The organism is Bradyrhizobium sp. USDA 4451, assembly GCF_054822585.1.
The window spans coordinates 1810749-1834263 of sequence record NZ_JBTRCH010000001.1; the positions used below are offsets into that span (position 1 = coordinate 1810749).

The 23515-nt window shown below is 64.6% G+C and carries 20 protein-coding genes and 1 tRNA gene; 7 read left to right on the top strand and 14 right to left on the bottom strand.

Annotation, left to right across the window (positions count from 1 at the left end):
* Positions 1 to 39: 39 nt before the first annotated feature.
* Positions 40 to 2241 (top strand): TonB-dependent receptor, encoded by a 2202-nt coding sequence (locus tag ACVMB0_RS08355; RefSeq protein WP_461345900.1) that lies wholly within the window; start codon positions 40 to 42, stop codon positions 2239 to 2241.
* Here ACVMB0_RS08355 and ACVMB0_RS08360 read toward each other — a convergent pair whose 3' ends face one another.
* Positions 2242 to 3840 carry a glycosyltransferase family 39 protein gene (locus ACVMB0_RS08360; RefSeq protein WP_461345901.1) on the bottom strand — a complete coding sequence of 533 codons (1599 nt, stop codon included), beginning with the start codon at positions 3838 to 3840 and terminating at the stop codon, positions 2242 to 2244. It lies immediately after the preceding gene.
* 280 nt (positions 3841 to 4120) lie between these two features.
* Complete coding sequence (locus ACVMB0_RS08365; RefSeq protein ID WP_456751302.1) at positions 4121 to 4987, bottom strand: YiiX/YebB-like N1pC/P60 family cysteine hydrolase; 867 nt, start codon at positions 4985 to 4987, stop codon at positions 4121 to 4123.
* A gap of 198 nt (positions 4988 to 5185) precedes the next feature.
* Here ACVMB0_RS08365 and ACVMB0_RS08370 point away from each other — a divergent pair, with 198 nt between their 5' ends.
* A complete protein-coding gene (locus ACVMB0_RS08370; RefSeq protein WP_461345902.1) occupies positions 5186 to 6598 on the top strand; it encodes a flavin monoamine oxidase family protein in 1413 nt (470 codons plus the stop codon).
* Between the two features lie 239 nt (positions 6599 to 6837).
* Here the strand turns inward: ACVMB0_RS08370 and ACVMB0_RS08375 are convergent, their stop codons facing one another.
* From ACVMB0_RS08375 to pheS, 4 genes are all read right to left on the bottom strand, one after another.
* Positions 6838 to 7782 carry an MBL fold metallo-hydrolase gene (locus ACVMB0_RS08375; protein ID WP_461345903.1) on the bottom strand — a complete coding sequence of 315 codons (945 nt, stop codon included), beginning with the start codon at positions 7780 to 7782 and terminating at the stop codon, positions 6838 to 6840.
* Between the two features lie 30 nt (positions 7783 to 7812).
* The gene (locus tag ACVMB0_RS08380; protein WP_461345904.1) at positions 7813 to 8589 is read right to left on the bottom strand and encodes a sulfite exporter TauE/SafE family protein; all 777 of its coding nucleotides are present in this window, start codon (positions 8587 to 8589) and stop codon (positions 7813 to 7815) included.
* Positions 8590 to 8822: 233 nt separating this feature from the next.
* Positions 8823 to 11231, bottom strand: a complete 2409-nt coding sequence (pheT, locus tag ACVMB0_RS08385) for a phenylalanine--tRNA ligase subunit beta (RefSeq protein WP_461345905.1) — start codon at positions 11229 to 11231, stop codon at positions 8823 to 8825.
* Between the two features lie 283 nt (positions 11232 to 11514).
* Positions 11515 to 12597 (bottom strand): phenylalanine--tRNA ligase subunit alpha, encoded by a 1083-nt coding sequence (pheS, locus tag ACVMB0_RS08390; RefSeq protein ID WP_461345906.1) that lies wholly within the window; start codon positions 12595 to 12597, stop codon positions 11515 to 11517.
* 221 nt (positions 12598 to 12818) lie between these two features.
* Here pheS and ACVMB0_RS08395 point away from each other — a divergent pair, with 221 nt between their 5' ends.
* On the top strand, positions 12819 to 13229 hold the full coding sequence (locus ACVMB0_RS08395; RefSeq protein WP_461345907.1) for a hypothetical protein: 411 nt from the start codon (positions 12819 to 12821) through the stop codon (positions 13227 to 13229).
* 15 nt (positions 13230 to 13244) lie between these two features.
* Here ACVMB0_RS08395 and rplT read toward each other — a convergent pair whose 3' ends face one another.
* The 3 genes from rplT to infC all read right to left on the bottom strand — a co-directional run bounded on the left by rplT (position 13245) and on the right by infC (position 14802).
* Positions 13245 to 13604: a 50S ribosomal protein L20 gene (gene rplT / locus ACVMB0_RS08400; RefSeq protein ID WP_018269297.1), complete on the bottom strand. Its 360-nt coding sequence runs from the start codon at positions 13602 to 13604 to the stop codon at positions 13245 to 13247.
* Positions 13605 to 13679: 75 nt separating this feature from the next.
* Positions 13680 to 13880: a 50S ribosomal protein L35 gene (gene rpmI / locus ACVMB0_RS08405; protein WP_008539890.1), complete on the bottom strand. Its 201-nt coding sequence runs from the start codon at positions 13878 to 13880 to the stop codon at positions 13680 to 13682.
* Positions 13881 to 14262: 382 nt separating this feature from the next.
* On the bottom strand, positions 14263 to 14802 hold the full coding sequence (infC, locus tag ACVMB0_RS08410) for a translation initiation factor IF-3 (RefSeq protein ID WP_024584293.1): 540 nt from the start codon (positions 14800 to 14802) through the stop codon (positions 14263 to 14265).
* A gap of 229 nt (positions 14803 to 15031) precedes the next feature.
* On the opposite strand from infC, the gene ACVMB0_RS08415 reads away from it, so the two are divergent.
* Complete coding sequence (locus ACVMB0_RS08415) at positions 15032 to 15862, top strand: alpha/beta hydrolase (protein WP_461345908.1); 831 nt, start codon at positions 15032 to 15034, stop codon at positions 15860 to 15862.
* A 141-nt stretch (positions 15863 to 16003) separates the two neighbouring features.
* Positions 16004 to 16471, top strand: a complete 468-nt coding sequence (locus tag ACVMB0_RS08420) for a nuclear transport factor 2 family protein (protein ID WP_456751294.1) — start codon at positions 16004 to 16006, stop codon at positions 16469 to 16471.
* Positions 16472 to 16610: 139 nt separating this feature from the next.
* On the opposite strand, the gene ACVMB0_RS08425 is transcribed toward ACVMB0_RS08420, so the two are convergent.
* The 3 genes from ACVMB0_RS08425 to ACVMB0_RS08435 all read right to left on the bottom strand — a co-directional run bounded on the left by ACVMB0_RS08425 (position 16611) and on the right by ACVMB0_RS08435 (position 19417).
* Positions 16611 to 17408, bottom strand: coding sequence for an acyl-CoA thioesterase domain-containing protein (locus tag ACVMB0_RS08425; protein ID WP_456751293.1), 798 nt, complete (start codon positions 17406 to 17408; stop codon positions 16611 to 16613).
* A 177-nt stretch (positions 17409 to 17585) separates the two neighbouring features.
* Complete coding sequence (queG, locus tag ACVMB0_RS08430) at positions 17586 to 18776, bottom strand: tRNA epoxyqueuosine(34) reductase QueG (protein WP_461345909.1); 1191 nt, start codon at positions 18774 to 18776, stop codon at positions 17586 to 17588.
* Positions 18725 to 19417: a glutathione S-transferase family protein gene (locus tag ACVMB0_RS08435; RefSeq protein WP_461345910.1), complete on the bottom strand. Its 693-nt coding sequence runs from the start codon at positions 19415 to 19417 to the stop codon at positions 18725 to 18727. Before ACVMB0_RS08435 ends, queG begins: the two co-directional genes overlap by 52 nt.
* Positions 19418 to 19680: 263 nt before the next feature.
* Between ACVMB0_RS08435 and ACVMB0_RS08440 the strand changes: the two genes are divergently transcribed.
* Entirely contained in the window at positions 19681 to 20487 is an 807-nt protein-coding gene (locus ACVMB0_RS08440; protein ID WP_461345911.1) for an undecaprenyl-diphosphate phosphatase, read from the top strand.
* A 173-nt stretch (positions 20488 to 20660) separates the two neighbouring features.
* Here ACVMB0_RS08440 and ACVMB0_RS08445 read toward each other — a convergent pair whose 3' ends face one another.
* A complete protein-coding gene (locus tag ACVMB0_RS08445; RefSeq protein WP_461345912.1) occupies positions 20661 to 21629 on the bottom strand; it encodes a complex I NDUFA9 subunit family protein in 969 nt (322 codons plus the stop codon).
* A 148-nt stretch (positions 21630 to 21777) separates the two neighbouring features.
* Here ACVMB0_RS08445 and ACVMB0_RS08450 point away from each other — a divergent pair.
* Positions 21778 to 21864, top strand: a tRNA-Leu gene (locus ACVMB0_RS08450).
* Between the two features lie 111 nt (positions 21865 to 21975).
* Here the strand turns inward: ACVMB0_RS08450 and ACVMB0_RS08455 are convergent.
* Entirely contained in the window at positions 21976 to 23244 is a 1269-nt protein-coding gene (locus ACVMB0_RS08455) for an MFS transporter (protein WP_461345913.1), read from the bottom strand.
* Positions 23245 to 23515: the final 271 nt, after the last annotated feature.

Genomic DNA, 23515 nt, shown 5'->3' on the forward strand with positions numbered 1-23515 from the left:
TCGCGTGACTGTAACAGGTATCATGCGGGGGCATGGGCGTTGCGTCGTACTGCATGGCGGATATTTCCGGCCGCCGCATCCATTGCCGCATTCGCACCGGTCGCCGAGGCGCAGACACTTGCTGCGGCACCCGGGCAACTCCCACCGGTGACGGTGACGTCGCCCGATCAGGCGCCGCCGAAGCGCGCCAAGCCGTCGCAGCGTCCGCGTCATGTCGCCGCGAGCGGCCGCAAGCCCGCCGCGGCGCAGCCGAGCCAGGCCAATTCTGCAAGCAATGGAATCACCGGCGGATCCGCAACGGTGTCTTCCAGCCTGCAACCGACCGCCGCCAGCGCGCGGCAGATCGGCGGCGACGAAGTGAATGCGCGGCCGGTCTCGCGGGTCGGCGAAGTGCTGGAGGTGGTGCCGGGCCTGATCGTCACCCAGCATTCCGGCGAAGGCAAAGCCAATCAGTACTTTCTGCGTGGCTTCAACCTCGACCACGGCACCGATCTCGCGATCACCGTCGACGGCATGCCAGTCAACATGCCGACCCATGGCCACGGCCAGGGCTATGCCGACATCAACTTCCTGATCCCGGAGCTGATCCAGTCGATCGACGTCCGCAAGGGTCCGTACTACGCCGACAAGGGCGACTTCGCGTCCGCCGGCGCGGTCGACATCAATTATCTCGATCGGCTTTCGAAGAACATCGTGGAGCTGACCGCCGGCAGCTTCGGCTACCAGCGCGCGATGGCCGCAGGCTCGACCAAGGTCGGAGACGGCACGCTGCTCGCCGCCTTCGAGGCCAACAAGTACGATGGCCCGTGGGACGTGCCCGACGATATCCGCAAGCTCAACGGCGTCCTGCGCTACAGCCAGGGCACCGCAACCGACGGCTTCTCGCTGACTGCGATGGCCTACTCCAACGGCTGGAATTCGACTGACCAGCTCGCGCAACGCGCCATCGATCAGGGATTGGTCGGCCGTTACGGCTCACTCGATCCGACCGATGGCGGCACCTCGAGCCGCCTCAGCCTGTCCGGCAGCTGGGCGCAGTCGAGCGACTACGGGCGGACCAAGCTCAACGCCTATGTGATCCGCTCGTCGCTGCAGCTTTACAACGACTTCACCTATTTTCTCGACGACCCGGTCAATGGCGATCAGTTCAGCCAGATCGACCGACGCACCGTCTATGGCTTCGACGCGAGCCACGCCGCCAATGTCCGCATCGCCGGCATCGAGACCCAGACCCTGTTCGGAGTGCAGGCCCGCTACGACGACATCAATGTCGGTCTGTTCAAGACGGCGCAGCGCGAGATCCTGTCCACCGTGCGCAACGACCAGGTGCAGGAAGGCAGCCTCGCGCTGTGGGCCGATACAACGGCGCGCTGGACCGACTGGCTGCGTACCACGGTCGGCGTCCGCGAGGATTATTTTGCCGGGCATGTGCTGAGTGACACGCCGCAGAATTCCGGCAACGCGCAGGCGGCGATGACGAGCCCGAAGGCAGGAATTGTGCTCGGCCCGTGGGCCAAGACCGAGTTCTACGGCAATGCCGGCTTCGGGCTGCATTCCAATGATATCAGGGGCGCGACCATCACGGTCGATCCCAACGACAAGGTCACGCCGCTCGATCGCGTGCCGTTACTGGTGCGCTCGAAAGGCGCCGAGCTCGGCATCCGCACCCGGGCGATCGACGGTCTCACCTCGTCGCTTGCCGTGTTCGTGCTCGACTTCGATTCCGAGCTGCTGTTCGTCGGCGATGCCGGCACCACCGAGCCGAGCCGGCCGAGCCGGCGGGTCGGCGTCGAGTGGACCACCCAGTACAAACTGTTGCCGTGGATGAGCCTCGATTTCGACCTCGCCTATACCCGCGCCCGCTTCACCGACGATGATCCGGTCGGCAATTTCATTCCGGGCGCACCCAGCTGGGTCGCCAGCGGCGGCGTCAGCTTCGGCCACGACACCGGTTGGTTCGGCAGCCTGCGCGCCCGCTATTTCGGCCCACGTCCGCTGATCGAGGACGACAGCGTCCGTTCGCTGTCATCGTTCATCGTCAACGCCCGTGCCGGCTACAAATTCGACAACGGGATGCGGTTGCAGCTCGATGTGCTCAATCTCTTCGACGCCCAGACCAACCAGATCGAATACTACTATCTGTCGCGGCTGCCCGGCGAACCGATCGACGGCGTCGTCGACCGTCATGTGCATCCCGCCGAGCCGCTCGCCGTTCGCCTGACGCTGGTGGCAACGTTCTGATCAGTCGTACACGCGGCGGCTCGAGCTGAAGTCCTCGACATCGGGGTGTACGGCGGGTGCTTCGCGATAGGGTGGCACAATCAGCATCACCACCCGCCGAGTCTGGCCCGGTCTGTCCAGCAACGTCGCCTGAGCATCGAACTCAGAGCGAATGACGTCAGTTGCGCGCAACGTGGTGCGCGCCATCCAGCTCAGGCAATCCGGCTGGTCGGCGAAGCACAGCGCGGCCCAGCCGCGGTCGAGCGTGGTCTTGCGCGGCAAGCCCCAGGTGTACTGATAGGCAAACGGCCGGGCATAGAACGGATGATCCGGACTGTAGAAGGCCGCAGCGAAGGCGAGCGCGTCGTCGCCGCTGACGGCGGCGAGCGGCGTCCCGGCCGCATCGTGCCATCGCGCGGTCAGCTCCGCTGCGACCGCGTGATAGAAGCCGCGGCCTTCGCCATAACCGTGGATGTTGCGGTAGAGCGCATGAAGCGGGGCGCCGACGACGGCTGCGAGAACGGCGATCCCTGCCACCATGACCGTCAGGTTGACCGTGTAGAAGCGCTCGATCGGATAGCTCGTCGTGCACACGATCAGGACGATGAACAGGAACAGGCCCTGCACCGCCCAGAGCGAAGGCAGGTCGGTGCCGACCGCGAGCGAAACGATCGCCGGAAACAGGATGGTCCCGATAGCGACCAGCAGCAGCAAACGGAGCCCGGGGCTCATCGTCCTGAAATCCCCCGGCAGCCGCACCAGCCGCCGGCCGGCGATGAACACCCAGGTGATTGCCGCGATCGAGCTGGCCCCGATCAGCCCCATGATGAAGTACGAGACTTCCCACAGCGCGGCGACACGATCGGCGCCGGCGTGCGCGAGCGCATAATCGAACGTGGTCGCGCCGGTCGTGGCGAGCCAGTGCAGATGCGGGCCGAGCACGAGTATTCCGGTCAGCGTCGAGATCCAGGGCGAGGCCGACAGCAGATAGCGGCGGCGACCCGGATGCAGCACGGCAGCGAACACGAAGCTCGCGATCAGGAAGATCGAATAATATTTGCCGAGCATGGCGAATGCGCAGGCTGCACCGGCCGCAATCGCCCAGCCGGGCTGCCTTGGCGCCTCGAATGCGCGCAGGAAGCAATAGGTTGCCAGCGGCCATGCGGCCAGCAGTACCGTGTTGGCGTTGAAGCGCTGGGCGTGGAATTGATAGACCGGCAGCAACATCGCCAGCAGCAACACGATCACCCGCTTCTCGCCGCGGACGAAGCGGCGCGAGATCAGGTCGACCGCCCACAGCGCCACGGCTGCGTTGACCATCGCCATCAATTGCAACGACCAATCGATCAGCGGGAAGACTGCCGTCCATCCCCGCGCGATCCAGCCCATCAACGGCGGATGCTTGGGGTACCCCCAAGCGAGATGACGGCCGAGCGTCCAGGTCTCGAGCACGTCCGGATGCAGTCCGGCGCCGAGATAGGCGATGACGAGATACGCGGTCCAGATCGCGATAAAGAAGGCGAGCAGCAGCGGGATCGACCATCCGGCCTCGATCCCTTCAAGCCACTTGATGAACGGACGGCGCCACCGCGCCGGGTCTTTCTCCGACGCGACAGCCATCGCCGAGAAATCGATCAACGAAAACACCGTAAAACTACCGAATGAGGCAAAACAGAAGCGCGTGCACTCTAAAGCATGATCCGGAAAAGTGCGAAGCGGTTTTCCGAAAAGATCATGCTCAAACAAGGGCCTAAAGTGCGATGACGATTTGATCCAATCTCATCGCGCTTTTAATGATGCAGCCGCGAGAACTCAACGACGAAGCCGAGTGCCAAGACGGATTCAAGATCATGGTTGACGCGGCCGACGCCCGACAGGTTGAGCCAGCCAGCGGCACGCGTCATGCCGCCGCGGTCGTCATTTCCGCAACCGGAAGCGCCGTCTCTTCGTCAATCGCTTCAGGAACAAGCGGCGGCGATCCTGGAAACACACCGAATGCGCCGGCTACCTCCTGGAGCGGCTTCTGCTTGTCGGCCCAGTGCAGGGCCGTGTAGTCGAAACCGTGCACGATGGTGGGTTTGACGACTTCGAAATAGGGCGAGATGTCGAAGTCGCGCGGCATGTAGAGCGAGGAGTCGCGGATATGCAGGATCTCGCGGCGCGCCTTGCGGCTGGCGGCCCGCGTGATCTTGGGCAGGATCGGATAGCGCACGGCGTCGAACGCCTGTGCGATCAACGCCGAGCAGATGATCTTGGTCGGATCGCCGGAGCCGAACGCGATCATGCGGCGGCGCCAGCGCTGCGGGATCGGCAGCGGAAACAGATAGCGCGCGAGATCGACGATGTTCTTGGTGTCGTAGCCGAAGCCGATGCGATTGATGGCATAGCGGCACACCGTGGTGCGGTCCTCGAACGACAGTCCGACCGGACGGCAGAGGCGGGTATGATAGGCCAGATATTTCGATAGCGGCGCGGAGGTCACGCCTTCGCCGATATTGGCCTCGATCAGCACATGCTGCTCACCGTCAGGCTCGAACGCACCGTCGATCGGTCCGACGAACAGCGCGGCATGGGACCAGGTCGATTGCGTGAGGTACTTGATGATGCCGGAAATGCGGTTGTTGCCTTCGACCAGCAGCACATCGCCGGGCTGCATGATGCTCCGCAGATGGTCCGGATCGCTCGGCGTGAACGGTTCGTAACCGGGGACCTCCTTCTGCAGGTACCCCGCAATCCATTTACCGACGGTATCGAGCATTACGCCCATGGATTCCCCCCAGCGGTTCTACGACCGCTTCGTTCGACTTAATCATGGTCGTAAGCCGTTGCAATTTGGTTCATGCCTGCAACCGATCAATCATGATTGATTCACCATGAGTGTTGCTGCGGTCGGTGAGATGCGGCACAGTTCGCGAAGCGTTCCCATTCCCTGCAAGTCTCCGGAAACCATGCCAGAAGCTAAGTCATGACAGTGACCCGCCGCGATTTCCTGTCGGCGACCGCAGGACTGGCGCTGGTGCCGGTGCTGGGTAGCCGGGCCGTTGCTGCGCCGCCGCCGCGCGAGGCCGACATCGTCGTGATTGGCGCCGGTGCCGCAGGCATCGCCGCAGCGCGGCGGATCGCCGCCGCAAACCGCAAGGTGATCGTGCTGGAGGCGTCCGGCCAGGTCGGTGGTCGCTGCCAGACCGATGCGTCGACCTTCGGCGTGCCGTTCGACCGCGGCGCGCGCTGGATGCACAATCCCGAGACCAATCCGATGATCCGGCTGGCGCGGTCCGCCGGCCTCGACATCGTCACGGCGCCCGCGGGCCAGAAGATTCGCATCGGGCGCCGCTACGCCCGTCCCGGCGAGACCGAGGAATTTCTGGCGGCGCTGGTCCGTGCCAATCGCGCCATCGACGACGCCTCGCGCAAGGCCGATATCGCCTGTGCCGCGGCGATGCCGAAGGATCTCGGCGATTGGGCCGGCACCGCGGAATTCCTGCTCGGCGCCAATTTCAGCGGCAAGGATCTGAAGGACCTCTCCGCCGTCGACAAGGTGCGTGCGCAGGATCGCAACACCGCGATCGCCTGCCGGCAAGGGCTCGGTGCGCTGATCGCAAAGCTCGGCGAGGGACTGCCGCTCGTGTTGTCGACGCCGGCGCAGCGTATCCTGTGGAGCAATCGCGACGTGATGGTCGAGACGCCATCTGGCAAGATCACCGCGCGCGCCGCCATCGTCACGGTGTCGAGCAACGTGCTCGCGGGCGGCAATATCAAGTTCGCGCCCGAACTGCCGAAGCGCGCGCTGGACGCCGCCGCCAAGCTGACCCTCGGCAGCTACGATCGCATCGCATTGCAGATCCCCGGCAATCCGCTCGGGCTGTCGCGCGATGACGTCATCATCGAGCAGAGCAATTCGACCAGGACTGCGCTGCTCTACGGCAATATCGCAGGCTCCTCGCTGTGCACGATCGACGTCGCCGGCTCGTTCGGCCGCGATTTGTCCGCGCAGGGCGAGCAAGCGATGTCGGCGTTCGCGGTGGAATGGCTGACCAGGCTCTACGGCAGCGAGGTCGGCGGTGCCGTGAAGCAGACCAGCGTGACGCGCTGGAATGCACAGCCCTTCATTCAAGGCGCGATGTCGGCGGCGGCACCCGGCGCGCAATTCTCGCGCAAAATCCTCGCCGAGCCGATCGGCGCGATGTATCTCGCGGGAGAAGCCACGCACGAGACCCTGTGGGGCACCGTCGACGGCGCCTGGGAAAGCGGCGAGCGCGCTGCCGACGCCGCGCTACGCAGGATCGGCGGGGCCAGGGATGCAACGCCGGAGTCGGCAGCGCCGGCGGCAAAACAGCGAAAGCGCGCGCCGCACCGGTCCGCGGGACCAATGAATTGATGGTCGGAGAGATCAGGCATCGCGGGCTGCGATGGGGTTGATCCTCGATTCAAGACGTCAAACACGCGGTGTCATCACCCGCGAAGTGATCCAGTATTCCAGAGACGCCAGTGCTTGAATTGAGGGGCCACGGCGTACTGGATCGCCGGTCAGACCGGGCGATGACAGCGTATATGGGACGCGAGTTCTGCCTCTCATTGCGCGCCGGCGAATGACGAGTTGAGGGAGTCCGCGCCGCCTCACACCGGCAATCTCAGCTCCATCAAATCCTTCGCCACCACGATCCGGCCCTTGAAATTCGTCTTCACGTCGCGGGTCCAGTCGTCGTCGGTGACTTGAGGATCGTCGCCGGGGACGAAGTGGCTGAGCACCAGCATCTTGACGCCGGCGGCGGCGGCGATGCGTCCGACGTCTTCGGTCGAAGTGTGACTATCGAGCAGATGCTTCTTCAGCGTCGCGCCGTTCTTGGTCTTTGCCACCAGCCGGTCGACCGCGGGGACATAGAGACACTCGTGCACCAGCACGTCGGCACCCCCAGCAAACTCAGCGAGCTTCGGATTGTAGGCGGTGTCGCTGGAGAACACGATCACACCGTCCGGTGTCTCGAACTTGTAGGCGAAATTGTCCGTGATCGGCGGATGCGGCGTGCGGAAGGCGGTGACGGTGACATCAGGCGTCTTCAGCACCACGCCGTCGTCGGTGATGTCCTTCGCGATTAGCAATTTGCGCGGGTCGGGCCGGCCTTCGTCCTCGATCCGGGTCTCGACATCGAACTTGTTCAGCTCCCAATATTCCTTGGTCATCGCCTCGATGCCCTTGGGACCGAACGAATGGATCGGCGTCGAGAGGCCGGCCGCCCAGGCGTTGTAGACCAGATTGCCGTATTCCAGATTGTGATCGGAATGGTGGTGGCTGATGAGAATGTACTTCACTGACGGGATCGGCACGCCGGCGCGGACCAGCTGGCGGCTGACGCCCATGCCGCAATCAATGACAAACGGTGTGTCGTTGACGACGACGAGGTTGGCGGGATTGGAGGCGCCATTGCCGACGCGCGGCCCGCCCTTGGTGCCGAGGAACACGATGCGGGTGAGCGGTTTTGCATCTTGCGCGCGCACGCTGGGCGCTGCGAGCACGGCGGCGCCGCCGAGCGCCAGTTTCAATGCATTGCGCCGATCGATCATCGGTTCCTCCCTGAAGTCTTTGAGGCGACCCTAGCCGCCGCGCAGGATGCCATCAAGCGCCGGCAGGCCGACGATGACGGCGGCGGCGATCAGCGCGTAGCAGATCGCGCGAAACACCTGCTCGCTCGCCTTGCCGAACAGCGAGGCGCCGAACCAAACGCCGATGCCGTAAACCGGACCCACGATCAGCGAGAACTTGATCGATTCGATCGTGATCAGCCCGGTGAACCAGTAGCTCACCAGCGAGAAGAAATCCGAGGCCCCGAAGAACAGCACGATGTTGGCGCGCGAGATCACCGACGAGATCGGGCGGCCCAGCCAGTAGGCGACGATCGGTGGGCCGCCAGTCTGCGCGAGACCGCTACAGAAGCCGGAGAGGCCGCCGACGCCGATCGAAAGCGCGGCGTGATCCTTGCCGTGGTAGCGCCAGCCCGACAGCAGCAGCACCAGCAACGCTGCGACGAAACAGGAGATGATCCAGCGCGTGGTCACCGGCTCGAGCACGGTCAGGAAATAGGTGCCGATGGGAACGCCGACCAGCGCGCCGGCGACCATCACCGCGGTGGCCTTGCGGTCGGCGTGAGTCCAGGCGTTCGGCAGCAGCGGCGTGGCGGCCACGAAATCGATCACGAGCAGCAGCGCCGCCACCAGCCGCGGTCCCGCGACGCTGCTCGCGAGCGGCATGAAGATCAGCGCCGAGCCGAAGCCGGAGAAGCCGCGCGCCGTACCCGACACGAACGCGATCGCGCAGATTGCGAGGGCGATGCTGCTCGAGATGTCGGATGGGATGAGGCTGAAGCAGGTCATGCGGTGGGAATAAGGTTCAACTAGCTAGGCGGCGAATGAACTGATGTCTTGATACAAAGCACTCGCAATTCAAACCCGTCATCCTGAGGCGCGAGCGGAGCGAGCCTCGAAGGATGAATCGGCCACAGACGGGGCCGTCGACCCTTCGAGACGGCCGCTACGCGGGCCTCCTCAGGGTGACGGTGATGGATTCCCCGCAAGCGGGGAGTCCCAAGGCAGCCGCCGCGCCGGCGTCACGCCCGCAGCGTGCCGCCGGTCTTCTTGGTCACCTCGGTGACTACCTTGGCCGCGACAGCGTCGATCTCCTGGTCGGTCATCGTCTTCTCACGCGGCTGAATCGTCACCGCGATCGCGATCGATTTCTTGTCGGGATCGATGCCCTTGCCTTCATAGACGTCGAACACGGTGACATCCGTGATCAGCTTCTTGTCGACACCCTGCGCCGCGCGGACGATATCGCCCGCCTTGACGCCGCGATCGACGATGAAGGCGAAGTCGCGCGACACCGGCTGGAATGCCGATAGCTCCAGCACCGGCTTGGCGCGCGTCGCCCGCTGCTTGCCTTGCGGGATGCGCTCGAGGATCACCTCGAACACGATCATCGGGCCGTCGGCACCGAGCGCCTCGGCCGCCCGTGGATGGAGCTCGCCGAAATATCCGAGCACGTTCTGCGGGCCGATCTGGATGGTGCCGGAACGTCCCGGATGCAGCCACGCCGGGCCGCCGGGAACGATCTGCAGCGCCTGCATCGGCGCGCCGGCCGCGGCCAGCACGGCGAAGGCGTCGGCCTTGGCATCCATTGCGTCCGCCGCAGCCGCGCCGGTCCAGTGCCGCCCGATTCCCTTCGACGAGGCATAGCCATGGCGCACGCCGGAAGCGGCCACCAGCTGGTCTTCCGGCTTGTCGCCGCGGAACACCTGGCCGACCTCGAACAGCGCGACATCGGGAGTGCCGCGGTTGATGTTGGCCTGAGTGGCGGCAACCAGGCCAGGCAGCAGGCTCGGCCGCATGTCGGAGAGATCGGCTGCGATCGGGTTGGCGAGCACGAGCTCGCTCTGGCCGCCGCCGAACAGCTTTGCCGCGTCATTGGTGATGAACGACCAGGTCACGGCTTCCACCATGCCGCGGACGCCGAGCGCGCGCTTGGCGCGGCGGGTGCGCAGCTGCATCGGCGTCAGCACCGGCTTGCGCGGCTCCTCGCCACGCTCGAACGGTGTCATCGGTACCTTGTCGACGCCGACGATGCGCACGATCTCCTCGACGATGTCGGCCTTGCCCTGCACGTCGGTGCGCCAGGATGGGATCGCGATCTTCACGACCGGGCCGTTGCCGGCCAGCATGAAGCCGAGGCGGGTCAGGATCAGCTTGACCTCGACCAGCGGCACCTCGATGCCGGCGAGACGCTTCACCTCGGCGAGCGGGAAGTCGATGACGCGATCCTCGCCGAACTGCTTGCCGACCACGACGTTCTCGGACGGCGTGCCGCCGCAGAGATCCAGCACCAGCTTGGTCGCGAGCTCGAGCCCGGGCACCATGAAGGCCGGATCGACGCCGCGCTCGAATCGATAGCGCGCATCCGAATTGATGCCGAGCTTGCGGCCGGTCTGCGCTATGTTGATCTCGTTCCACAGCGCCGATTCGATCAGCACATCGGTGGTGTTGTCGTCGCAGCCCGAGGCCTCGCCGCCCATGATGCCGGCGAGCGATTCGACGCCGTGCTCGTCGGCGATCACGCAGACGTTGCTGTCGAGCGTGTAGGTGCGGCCGTCGAGCGCGAGCAGCGTCTCGCCATCCTTGGCGCGGCGGACGGTGAGGTTGCCCTGCACCTTCTTGGCGTCGAACACGTGCAGCGGGCGGGCGCGGTCGTACGTCATGAAGTTGGTGATGTCGACCAGCGCGTTGATCGGGCGCAGGCCGATCGAGGTCAGCCGCTTCTGCAGCCATTCCGGCGACGGGCCGTTCTTGACGCCGCGCACCAGCCGCAGCGCGAAGCCCGGGCACAGCGTGGCGTCTTCCACCTTGACCTGAACCGGGCAGGGGAATTCGCCCTTGATCGGCCTGATGCCGGGATCCTTGAATTTGCCCATGTCGGCTGCGGCGAGATCGCGCGCGATGCCGTGCACGCCGGTGCAGTCCTGCCGGTTCGGCGTCAGATTGATCTCGATCGTGGGATCGCCGAGCCCGGCCCAGTCGGCGTAGCCCTTGCCGAGCGGCGCGTCGGCCGGCAGCTCCATGATGCCGTCGTGGTCTTCCGAGATCTGCAACTCGGCCGCCGAGCACAGCATGCCGCGGCTCTCGACGCCGCGGATCGTGCCGACGCCAAGCGTGATGTTCTTGCCGGGAATGTAGGTGCCGGGCGGCGAGAACACGCTGACCAGCCCGGCACGCGCGTTCGGCGCACCGCACACCACCTGCACCGGCTCAGCCCCGTCGCCGGTATCGACCATGCAGACGCGCAGCCGGTCGGCGTTCGGATGCTGCTCGGCCGAGATCACGCGCGCGATCGTGAACGGCGCGAGCTGTTTCGCCTTGTCCTCGATGTTCTCGACCTCGAGCCCGATCATGGTGAGCTTGTCGGCGAGCTTGTCGAGCGGCTCGTCGGTCTCGAGATGTTCCTTCAGCCAGGAGAGGGTGAACTTCACGGCTGCATGCCTCGGTTCTTGTTGGTGTTGATTAGCGTGCTTGCGACGTCGGTATGGCTCCCTCCCCCCTTGCGGGAGAGGGTTGGGGAGAGGGGTACGCCGCTTGCTCGAAACGATGTTGTGCTGTGGCTAGCGTGAGCGACATCCAAGGAAAAAGGACTCGCGGAGATGTACAGGGCGACGACTGCGTTCAGTGCCCGCGGCCACCCCTCTCCCTGACCCTCCCCCGCAAGGGGGGAGGGAACGGAGAGCGTGTTCGCAATGTCGTTTGCGCTCACCGATATCACGTACTCAATCCCCCCGCGATGGTCGGGATGTCGAGCGGCTTGAAGCCGTAGTGGTCGAGCCAGCGGATGTCGTTCTCGAACAACTGGCGGAGATCGGCGATGCCGTATTTCAGCATCGCGATGCGATCGATGCCCATGCCCCAGGCGAAACCCTGGTAGACGTCGGGATCGATCCCGCAGGCGCGCAGCACGTTCGGGTGCACCATGCCGCAGCCGAGGATCTCCATCCAGTCTTCGCCCTCGCCGAAGCGGATCTCGCCCTTGTCGCGGCGGCACTGGATGTCGACCTCGAGCGACGGCTCGGTGAACGGGAAGAACGACGGCCGGAACCGCATGTTGATGTGGTCGACCTCGAAGAATGCCTTGCAGAACTCGTGCAGGATCCATTTCAGGTGGCCGAGATGCGAGCCCTTGTCGATCACGAGGCCTTCGACCTGGTGGAATTGCGGCGTGTGGGTCGCATCGGAGTCGATGCGATAGGTGCGGCCCGGACAGATCACGCGGATCGGCGGTGTCTTACTCAGCATCGTGCGCACCTGCACCGGCGAGGTGTGGGTCCGCAGCAGCATGCGCGAGCCGTCCGCCTTCGGATTGAAGAAGAAGGTGTCGTGCATTTCGCGGGCCGGATGGCCCTCGGGGAAATTCAGTTTGGTGAAGTTATAGTCGTCTGTCTCGATGTCGGGACCTTCGGCGACCGCAAAGCCCATGTCGGCGAAGATCGTGGTGAGCTCGTCCCAGACCTGGCTCAGCGGATGGATGCGGCCGGTCTCCGCCGGCGTCTCGCGCAGCGGCAGCGTGACATCGATGGTCTCCGCGGCGAGGCGTGCATCGAGCGCGGCCGCTTTCAGCACGTCGCGCCTGGCCGCGAGTGCCTGCGTCACCGCATCCTTCGCAAGGTTGATCTTGGCGCCTTCGGTCTTGCGCTCCTCCGGCGACATCTTGCCGAGGGTGGCGAGCAAGGCCGAGATCGAGCCCTTCTTGCCGAGCGCTGCGACGCGCACCGCCTCGAGGGCGGCCTCGTCACCGGCCGAGGCGATCTGGTCGAGGATGGATGTTTCGAGCGTTGCGAGGTCGGACACGGTCAATTCCTGCGCTTGAGCGGAGCATGATCTGGAGGGAAGAACCGGGAAGCGAACCAGGCCCCGCCTTGCCGACCATGCGCGAAAATTCGGCTGGGTTGTCGCCGCCCGAAGGCCGTAACGTCAAGCAAAAAGCCGGTCATTTCGGGCTTATGGCCGGCTGCATTGAACCCCCCGCGCTGGCCGCGCTACCCAAGGGGGAGTTCAAGGAGACCCACGCGATGTTGCTGCGATCCTGCCTGGCCGTGCCGGCGGTCCTGTTGATGCTCGGAACGGCGCAGGCCGCGACCGAGGAATGCCCCGCCAAATCGACCCAGATGGACGACATCATCGCGGAGCTCGAGAAGGCGCCGAGCTGCAACCGCGCGATGAAGGTCTTCGAGGCGTGCGAATATGGCGCCAGCGGGGACGTCCAGTTCGGCGAGGTGGTCGAGAAGAAATGCGAGGGGGACTTCCTGTCCGGCCTCGGAGCGTCGCAGAAGAAGGCCTATGCCGGCCAGCTCAGGCGCTGCGACCACAAATACGACAACGAAAGCGGCACCATGTACCGCTCGTTCACCGCGTTCTGCCGGGCGATCGTCGCCCAGCGCTATTCGCAGAAGGCGCTGAAAGCGGGCGCCAAGGCCCGCTAGAAACGCCCGCTAGGCTCAGGCCGCCAGCGCCGCCTTGGCCTTCTCGGCGATCGCCTGGAACGCAACCGGCTCGTGGATCGCGAGATCCGACAGCACCTTGCGGTCGACCACGACGCCCGACTTGGACAGGCCGTTGATGAACACGCTGTAGGTCATGCCGAACGGACGGACCGCGGCGTTGATGCGCTGGATCCAGAGCGCGCGGAAGGTGCGCTTCTTGCGCTTGCGGTCGCGGAAGGCGTACTGGCCGGCCTTTTCGACGGCCTGCTTGGCGACGCGGATGGTGTTCTTGCGGCGGCCGTAATAGCCCTTGGCGGCCTTGTAGACTTTCTTGTGCTTGGCGTGAGCGGTCACACCGCGTTTGACGCGAGACATGACGGAAATCCTTGATCTGGAAGAGGTGACGGGGCGCCGCGCTGGCGCGGCGAGGGTTCAAGCGGATCGGAGCGATCAGGCGTTCGGCAAGAAGTACTTCTTGACGTTGTCGCCGTCGGTCTTGAACAGCACGCGGGTGCCGCGGAGCTGACGGATCTGCTTCTTCGTCCGCTTGATCATGCCGTGGCGCTTGCCGCGCTGGGCGTGCATCACTTTGCCAGTGGCAGTCACCTTGAAGCGCTTTTTAGCGCCCGACTTGGTCTTCAACTTGGGCATTTAGCTCTCCTGTCGCACAGCACGAAAATCGCCCCGAGAGGCGTCCGGCCGGCTAAAATGCTCGTTAGAGCGTTGAAAGTGCTAAGGTTTTTTTCCGAATTGAAAGAACCTGCACTGGACGTCGCCACGGCAGCCCTTGATCAGCCGGGCGGCGAAGGCCCGGCTTATGACAGAGGATCGGCGGTTTTGCAACGTTTGAGACAGCCAAACGGGTGGGAACCGGGTAGCCCGGATGGAGCGAAGCGCAATCCGGGGCAGCTGTCGCCGCGGATCGACTTTCCCGGATTTCGCTGCGCTTCATCCGGGCTACGGGCTTCGAAATAGAAACGGCCCGCCAGGTCGCCTGACGGGCCGTTTCACAGAGCCTACAAACCAATTCGAACTAGCGCGGTGCCAGCACCATCACGACCTGGCGGCCTTCGAACTTCGCGTCCTGCTCGACCTTGGCGAACTCGGCCACGTCGGCCTTCACCTTGTCCAAGAGCTTGGTGCCGATCTCCTGGTGCGCCATCTCACGACCGCGGTAGCGCAAGGTGATCTTGACCTTGTCGCCTTCCTCGAAGAAGCGCTGCATCGCGCGCATCTTCACGTCATAGTCGTGATCGTCGATCATCGGGCGGAGCTTGATCTCCTTGATCTCGACGACCTTCTGCTTCTTGCGGGCCTCGGCGGCCTTTTTCTGCGCGGAATATTTGTACTTGCCGTAGTCCATGATCTTGCAGACCGGAGGACTGACATTCGGCGAAATCTCGACGAGGTCCATGCCGGCTTCCATGGCCATCTTGATGGCAACCATGGTCTCGACGGTGCCCTTGTTGACACCATCGGCATCGATCAGCTGGATCTGCGCGTTGCGAATCTCATCATTGGTGCGCGGCCCGTCTTTGGCGACTGTGGGCGGGGCTCTATTGGGACGGCGAATGGGTAACTCTCCAAAGTTGTGAAAGGGAAGGCGGATATTTTGAAGCAAGACGCTGCACCGGGCAAGCGAACTCGCTCCTTTAAGCGGCAAAACCGCCAATTGCGAGGCATTTTGGCCACGCCCGGCACATATAGCGGGTGCATGCGCTCCGCAAGGCGTCGCGTGCTGCCGTTGACCGCTGCCGCGCGACGATTGAAAACCAGATCTCTGACACGCGAGTGACCGAACCATGAGCCAAACCGCCGCAACCGGACAGGAACCCGCCTTCATCGAGGTCGGCGAGGGCAGTGCGGCGCGCCGGATCGCTGTGCGCGCCCGCGCCGGCCGCGGCCCGGGCAGCACAAATGGTGCGCCAGGCAGCACAAATGGTGCGCCGGGCCTGTTCTGGCTCGGCGGCTTCAAGTCCGACATGTCCGGCACCAAGGCGATCGCGCTCGATGCATGGGCCGCCGAGCACGGCCGCGGCTCGGTCCGGTTCGACTATTCCGGCCACGGCGAATCCGGCGGCGAATTCGTCGACGGCACCATTGGCCGCTGGCTCGAGGAGAGTCTGGCTGTGTTCTCGCAGTTCTGCTGCGGGCCGCAGGTCGTGATCGGTTCCTCGATGGGCGGCTGGATGGCGCTGCTGCTGGCGCGCGAGATCGCAAGGCGCGGCAAGGAGAAGCTCGCCGGCCTGGTGCTGATCGCGCCGGCGCCCGATTTCACCGAGGAATTGATGTGGAAGGGCTTCTCGCCGGAGATCCGCGCCGAGATCGAGACCAAGGGCATGTGGCTCAGGCCGTCGGAATATGGCGACGGCTCGCCCTATCCGATCACCCGCAATTTGATCGCGGAGGGCCGCAACCACCTGCTGCTCGGAAGCCAAATCGATGTCGGCTGCCCGGTGCGCATCCTGCAAGGCGCGCAGGATCCCGACGTGCCGTGGAAGCACGCCTTCGCGCTGGTGCACCGCCTGCCGGCCGAGGACGTGGTGCTGACCATGATCCAGGACGGTGATCACCGCCTGTCGCGCCCGCAGGACATCGCGCGCATCATCGCGGCGGTGGCGGAGATCGGCTAAGCGCTTTCATCTTGCACGACGTCATCATCCGCGAAAGCGGACGATCCAGTACGCCGCGGCCTCTCGATCTAAGGCAACGGCTCTGGAATATTGGATGCCCCGCCTGCGCGGGGCATGACAGAGTGGCTGGGAGCAACGCCAATGGACACCACCACGATGCTGCGCGCGTTCTGCGACGCGGTCGAGCAGCGCAACGGCAAGGCCTTTGCCGATCTTTTCACCGAGGACGGCGTCTATCACGACGTGTTCTACGGCGCGTTCGCGGGCCACGCCAAAATCGCCGAGATGATCGACGACTGGTTCTACCGCACCGCGACCGATTTCCGCTGGGTGATGCACGATCCCGTCAGCGACGGCACGACGCTCTACGCGCGCTACACGTTCAGCTACCGCTCGATCCTGCCGGAAGCCAAGGGCGCACGGGCGATGTTCGAAGGTGTCGCGATCATGCGGCTGCGCGACGGCAAGATCATGGAGTATCACGAAGTCGCCAACACCGCGCCCGCCTTCGTCGACCTGAACTTCGCGCCGGAGCGGATTGCGAAGATCGTCGCCAAGCAGGGCGCGGCGCTGAGGGCACGGCCGGAGATGCAGCGGCATCTGGCTTGAGCTGCGCGACGGACTTCTCTGTCGTCATTCCGGGATGCGCCGTCAGGCGCAGGCCCGGAATCCATCGGGCCGCAACGCTGGTAGAGGAATGGATTCCGGGCTCGCGCTGCGCGCGCCCCGGAATGACTACGGTGGGAAATTACGGCGGCGGCGGGTTGGTCATCGGCTTGCGCTGGGCGAGCGCCGCCACGGTCGACGTGCCGATCGGACCCTTCTCGTCATAGAGCCAGCATTCGCCGATCGCGATGCCGTCGGTGGCGTGGTGATTGACGACCTCGAAGCCGATCCAGTTGGTCACCGGCAAACGATGCAGATAGATCGTGACGTCGCTGTTGATGTAGCCGAGGCCCTGGTCGCCGGCGTTCGCGAAGGGGCTGGCGAAGTCAGCGCCGGTGGCGACATGGACGAACGGCGTCATCTTCACACCGGCGACGAGCTCGCGCACCTCGCTCATCCAGAGTCTCCGTTCGCCGAGCGAGCCCATATGGCCCGTGATCGGCCGCGTCTCCCATTTGCCGTTCATGCCGAGCCTGGGATCGGCCGGCTTCGGGATGTCAGCCGGCGCCGGCACCTGCCAGTTCGGCGGCGACCACACATTGCCGGGGGCATTTTCCGTCCTACGCAACAATTGGCAGGAGGCGCGCGCCATGATGGTGCCGCCGGAGACAAACTCGGCCTCGACCATCTTGATGCGCATGCCGTCGCGGACGAGCTTTGTCGTCACCTCGATCGGCGTCGTGATGTTGGGCAGCCGGAACATGTCGACAGTCAGTCGCGCGGGCACGAACTCGTCGGAGCCGTGGCGCTCCTCGATGACGAAGCCGAGCAGGCCGATCACGACGCGGCCGTGCAGGGATTCCGGACTCCACGGTCCGTTGGCAACTGATGTCGGCATGAAGCCGTCGCCGTGCCTGGTGAAGAAGGGCTGGTTTGTCATGGCGTGCGACCATGACGGGAACGGGTTACGAAAATCAAGGGTTTCTCCCGTCATTGCGAGGAGCGAAAGCGACGAAGCAATCCATGCGCCCGCGTCCGCCGCGCGATGGATTGCTTCGCTTCGCTCGCACTGACGGGGATGGAGCGATGCGCACCGGCCACCGGTGACTGCATGCGTTCACGCAACGTTGGCCGCGCGCCACTCCTGCTGCACGGTGATGTCGGGCTCACCGCCGGCCCGTGACGCCAGCGCCGCGAACGCGTCGCGCGCGAGCAGCTGCGCCAGCGCCCACACCGCGGCACCCCGCACCAGCGGGCTGGCATCGTCGAGCAGGCTTCGCGCTTCGCTGGCAAGGTTGGGGTCGCCGGAGTTGCCGATCGCGATCAGCACATTGCGGATGAAGCGGTCGCGGCCGATGCGCTTGACCGGCGATTTCGTGAACAGCGCGCGAAACGCGGCGTCGTCGAGCCGCGCGAGGTCGGCGAGCGCTGGTGCGCGCAACCCATCGCGCGCCGCAAGCTTCTGCTCGCGGCCCTCTTGCGCGAACTTGTTCCACGGGCATACCGCGAGGCAGTCGTCGCAGCCATAGATGCGGTTGCCGATGGCCTTGCGGAATTCGTGCGGGATCGGGCCCTTGTTCTCGATCGTCAGATACGAGATGCAGCGCCGCGCATCGAGCTTGTAGGGGGCGGGAAACGCTGCAGTCGGGCAGATGTCCTGGCAGGCACGGCAGCTGCCGCAATGATCGGCTTCGCCTTCGTCGCGCGGCAGCTCGGTCGCGGAATAGATCGCGCCGAGGAACAGCCAGGAGCCGAATTCGCGCGACACCAGATTGGTGTGCTTGCCCTGCCAGCCGATCCCTGCGGCTTGCGCCAGCGGCTTCTCCATCACGGCGGCGGTGTCGACGAACACCTTCACCTCGTCGCCGGTCTCGGCGGCGAGCCAGCGCGCCAGAATCTTCAGGCGCTTCTTGATGACGTCGTGATAGTCGTCGCCCTGCGCATAGACCGAGATCGCACCATGCGAGCGGCGCGCGAGAATATCGAGCGGATCATCAGCGGGCCCGTAATTGACGCCGAGCATGATGATCGAACGCACGCCGCCCCACAGCACGCGCGGGTCGGCGCGCCGTTCCGGATTGGCTGCGAGCCAGTCCATGTCGCCATGGCCGCCGGAGCCGAGGAATTCCAAAAAATATCTTCCGGCTGCACTGGTCGCATCAGGCGCGGTGAAGCCGATGGCATCGAAGCCGAGCGCGCGCGCCTCGCGCACAAGCGCGGCCTTGAGATCGGATGGTGAGAGCGTTACTGCCGGGTTCAGAAGTCGAGGTCCACATAGGTGCGCGACGCCGGCACCCCCGCCAGCCATTCGCTGAGCAGCGGGCGGAACGACGGGCGGGATTTCACCCGCGCGTACCACGCCTTTGCCGCGTCGTCCTCGCTCCATGGCACGTCGCCCAGATAGTCGATCGCCGAGAGATGCGCCGCGGCGGCGAGATCCGCGTAGGTCAGGCGGTCGCCGGCGAGATAGTTCCGCGTCTTCGCCAGCCAGCCGATATAGCTCAGATGATAGCGCACATTGACTTTGGCGGCGCGCATGATGTCGGGCGCCGGCGGGCCGCCGCCATTGTCCTCGCTCATGAAGCGCTTGTAGATCCGCTCGGTCACCAGCGGGTTGGAGGCTTCCTCGAAGAATTTCTCGTTGAACCACGCCATCAGCCGGCGCACCTCGACGCGCTCGGCCGACGAGGTCGGCAACAGCCGCCGCTCGCCGGCATCCAGCCCATGCACCTCGTCGACATATTCGGCGATAACAGGCGCACCCGGAATCGGCGGAAAGCCCTCGGCGATCAGGACCGGCGTGGTGGCCGCCGGATTGAGCGCGAGGTACGCCTCGCGCCGCTCCCACACCCGTTCCTCCACCAGACGCAGATCGAGGCCGTACTCGCCGAGCACGAGGCGAATGAAGCGCGAATGCGGACAGAACGGATGGTGATACAGCGTGTACATGAAGCCCTTGGTAGATTCACGGCGATTAAGAAACCATCAACCTGTGCGGTCCGGACCTGTGCCTTGGCCAGACCGGCTCCGGTCGTCTCTATGTCGCGTCAGCACACGAACCGGTAGCCACCCCCGCAGATGGTGCGGGTCACAAAAACGCTATAGCTCAGCAAATCGGCCGGGTAACCCATTGTTTGACGATTTTTTGCGATTGCGGCCAATGTGCGAATAAGCGAGAAGAATCCCGTTTTCCACACAGGACAGGCCACATCATGATGACGGATATGCTGCGGGCGGTGATTCTCGGCATCGTGGAGGGCGTCACCGAGTTCCTGCCGGTCTCGTCCACGGGCCACCTGCTGCTCGCAGAACGTTTCTTCAATCTCGGCGAAGGCAATTTCTGGAAGAGCTTCGCGATCCTGATTCAGCTCGGCGCGATTCTGGCGATCCTCGTGCTCTACTTCACCAAACTGTGGCGCGTCGCGCTCGGCATGTTCTCCAATCCAGACGACCGCCGCTTCGTGATCGGCGTGCTGGTGGCGTTCCTGCCCGCCGTCGTGATCGGCCTGATCGCCGGCAAGTACATCAAGGAATTCCTGTTCAATCCGTGGGTGGTCTGTTTCACGCTGATCGTCGGCGGCGCCGTGCTGCTCTGGGTCGATCAGCTCGACCTCAAGATCTATGAGGACGATGCGACCCGGTTCCCGCTGCTGATGTATTTCTGGATCGGCGTTGCGCAGTGTCTGGCGATGATCCCCGGCGTGTCGCGCTCCGGCGCCAGCATCGTCGCTGCAATGCTGCTCGGCGCCGACAAGCGCTCGGCCGCCGAGTTCTCGTTCTTCCTTGCGATCCCGACCATGGTCGGTGCGTTCGCCTATGATTTCTACAAGAACCGCGGCGACTTCTCCTCCGACAATCTCAGCGTGATCGCGGTCGGCTTCGTGGTGTCGTTCATCACCGCGATGATCGTGGTGCGGGCATTCCTGAATTTCGTCACCCGGCGCGGCTTCACCTTCTTTGCCTGGTGGCGCGTGATCGTCGGCACGCTCGGCCTGATCGCGCTGGCGATGGGACGGTAAAGACTCCCACAGGCACCATCCATCACCGTCACCCTGATGAGGCCGCAAAGCGGCCGTCTCGAAGGGTCGACGGCCCGACTGTGGCCGATTCATCCTTCGAGGCTTGCCCAGCGGCGCAATTGCGCCGCAAGGGTCGCACCTCAGGATGACGGCGAGGGTTTAGGGCGGGCCCCCTACGCGCTCTTCTTCTGGAACTGGCCGGTCGCGCGGAAGCGCCAGAGATATTGCGGGGCGACCGCTTCCATCGAATCCGGCGTGATGCCGAGCCCGGCAAATGTGAGCCCGGCGGCCTTGGCGGTGTCTGACACCACATTGTCCGACCGCAGCATCGCGACCTGGTCCGGGGTCAGCGTGAACGGCCCCGGCGCGAATTGCAGGACATAGGATTGCAGTCTGGCGAGGCCGAATGGCAGCGGCGCCAGCATGCGGTCGCGCTGGGTGATCTGGAGGATGATCTCCATCACCTCGCGCATGGTCAGCACTTCCGGCCCGCCGAGCTCGTAAGTGGCGCCGCCCTTCGCCTTGCCGTCCACGGCATCGGCCACCGCGTCGGCGACATCGGCGACATAGGCCGGCTGCAACTTGTTGGCCCCGCCGCCGACCAGCGGCAGCACCGGCGACATCCGGGCCAGCGCCGCAAAGCGATTGGTGAACTGATCCTCGGGCCCGAACATCAGCGACGGCCGCATGATGGTGGCCTGCGGTGCGGCCGCCAGCACCGCCTGCTCGCCTTCCGCCTTGGCGCGGTAATAGCCGGAGGCCGAGTCCTTATCGGCGCCGATGGCGGAAACATGGACCATCCGGGCTCCGGCAGCGGCCGCCGCCTGGGCGATTGCCTCGGCGCCCTTCACCTGCACGGCATCAAAGCTCTGTCCGCCGCCCTCGGCCAGGATGCCGACCAGATTGATGGCGATGTGCGAATCACGCATCGCCGCCTCGACCGAGGCCGGGTAGCGCACATTGGCCTGGACGGCATGAATCTGCCCGACGCGGCCGAGCGGCTGCAGATGGAACGCCAGTTCAGGCCGCCGCACCGCGACTCGCACGCGGTAATCGCGCTTGCAGAGCGCCCGGACCACGTTCCGTCCCAGAAAACCCGATCCGCCGAAGACCGTGACGAGCGTTTCCAGGTTCGATGCCATGAGGTCCATTCCTGCCGGATTCGAGAGCGATTGAGCGCATTTAGCGCCTCTCGCGATACGCCATCAGCTCAATCCTGTACAGGCTATTTGAATTTTCGATCGCGAATTTGACAAGCGCGTAACCGATCCTTACTAAGCCGCTCCACATGCCCAGGTGGCGGAATTGGTAGACGCGCTGGCTTCAGGTGCCAGTGGCTTAACGGCCGTGAAGGTTCGAGTCCTTTCCTGGGCACCACCCCCTTTTTAAGCGATTGAAATCGCTCAGCATCCGGAGGGTGGGTGCGACGAGGCGGTGACCCGCTGAGGATGCGGTGGCAGAGTACGCCGACGCCGGGCCGAGCTTGCCTCACACCACCCGCCGTCCAGCCCGCCGCGCGATCGGCTTCTGCACAAAATACATCGCGATCATCGAGATCATCGAGCTCGCCACGACGACGTAGCCGATCCGGTCGAAATGCAGCAGCGAGCCGTCCGCATTCTCGGCGACGATCGCGGCTGCGACCACCGAGCCCAGCCCGCCCGAGAGCTGCTGCACCGAGGCCGAGACCGCGCTGAACGCGCCGCGCTGGCTGGCGTCGGGGATCGCCGACATCAGCGCCTGCGACGGGATCATGCGCGAGAAGATGCCGACGAACATCAGCACGTTGACGATGATCGCGATCAGCAGCGAGACGTGGCCGAGATGAGTGTAGATCAGCACCATGATGGCCGACACCACGCAGCCGAAGATGAAGGTCGGATATTTGCCGAATGCATCGCTGGCGCGGCCGACTAGCGGTCCCATCAGGATGCTGAACAGGCCGGAGACCAGATAGATCGTCGGCAGATGGACGATGTCGATGCCGAGATTATGCACGGTGAAGGCGCTGCCGAACGGCATCAGCATGAAGCCGCCGGTCGCCAGCAGCGTCGTCACCAGGAAGGCCAGCGTGTAGCGCGGCTGCGTCACGGTCGCGAACAAATGCTGGAACGGGTTGCGGTCGTGCTGCAGCTTGAGATGGCCGTCGACCGGCTCCATGAACAACGCGATGGTGGCGATCGCAGCGATCGACAGGCCGACGATGGCGACGAAGCAGACGTGCCAGTTCCAGTGATTGGCGAGGAAGAGTCCGGCCGGCACGCCGAGCACCTGGCTCGCCGCAAATGCGGTCTGGATGAAGCCCATCACCCGGCCGCGCAGCTGCAGCGGAAACAGGTCGGTGACGATCGCGAGCACGACGGAGCCGATCACGCCGCCGAACAGGCCGGTGACGATGCGGCCGAGCAGCAGCACGTGGAAGTTCTGCGCCAGCGCGCACAGCACGGTGCCGAATGTGAAGCCAACATAGAAGAACAGCAGGAGCCGCTTGCGGTCGAAGCGATCGGCAAAGCCGGCGGCGAGGATGCCGGAGATGCCGGCCGCGAAGGCGTAGGCCGACACCGCGACGCCGAACTGCCCGGCGGTGATGTTGAGCGACGGCATCAGGATGGCGCCGAGCGGCGACATGATGATGAAGTCGAGGATCAGGGTGAATTGCGTGAAGGCGAGCAGCGCGATCAGGAACGTTTGATAACGCGAAAAGCCGCGCTCCTGCTGGTCGTCATCGATCGGCGCGGCGATGGTCTGTTCCGACATGAGGCTCATTTCTGAAGATGAGTAGGACGTGCGAGCGGCTGGCCACAGATAGGGCGCCGCTCGTGGATTTCATCGGCGCGGATACGCAAAAAGCGCAGAAAAAAGCGCAGAAGTGTTGATCAAGAACCGCGAGATTTCCGCTTCTTCATATGGGTGTTGCCGGGCCTCGGGTCATCCCGGCGCCTATCGTTTGAATTGCAGCGTGATCCAAATGCAACAGGGTCGGCGCGATGCTGGGCAGCCGTGTCGGGATATGGCAAGAGCAGGGAGT